Below are 526 nucleotides of genomic sequence, written 5' to 3'. Positions count from 1 at the left end.
CTCCATCTCCGCCGCCGACCCCGAGATCGGCGCTCTCATCGCCGAGGCGATGGACAAGGTCGGCAAGGAAGGCGTCATCACCGTCGAGGAGAGCAACACCTTCGGCCTCGAGCTCGAGCTCACCGAGGGCATGCGCTTCGACAAGGGGTACATCGCCCCGCTCTTCATCACCGACTCCGACCGGCTCGAAGCGGTCCTGGACGACCCGTACGTCCTGATCGTGAGCGGCAAGGTCTCCGCCAACAGGGACGCGGTGCCCCTGTTCGACAAGGTCGTGCAGACCGGCAAGCCGCTGCTGGTCATCGCCGAGGACGTCGAGGGCGAGGCCCTGGCCACCCTGATCGTCAACAAGATGAAGGCCGTCTTCCGGTCGGTCGCGGTCAAGGCTCCGGGCTTCGGTGACCGCCGCAAGGCCATGCTGGGCGACATCGCGATCCTGACCGGTGGTCAGGTCATCGCCGAGGAGATCGGCCTCAAGCTGGAGAGCGCCACGCTCGACCAGCTCGGCCACGCCCGCAAGGTCGTC

1 protein-coding gene is annotated in these 526 nt (G+C 66.9%); it reads left to right on the top strand.

The annotated features are described in order from the left end of the window. Positions 1–526: TCP-1/cpn60 chaperonin family protein (locus tag AB0C16_RS40370; protein ID WP_357691463.1), on the top strand; the 526-nt coding region annotated here is incomplete at both ends.

This window comes from Nonomuraea sp. NPDC048916 (assembly GCF_040649575.1).
In the GTDB taxonomy this organism is placed as follows: domain Bacteria; phylum Actinomycetota; class Actinomycetes; order Streptosporangiales; family Streptosporangiaceae; genus Nonomuraea.
This window is presented reverse-complemented; position numbering and strand designations above follow the sequence as displayed.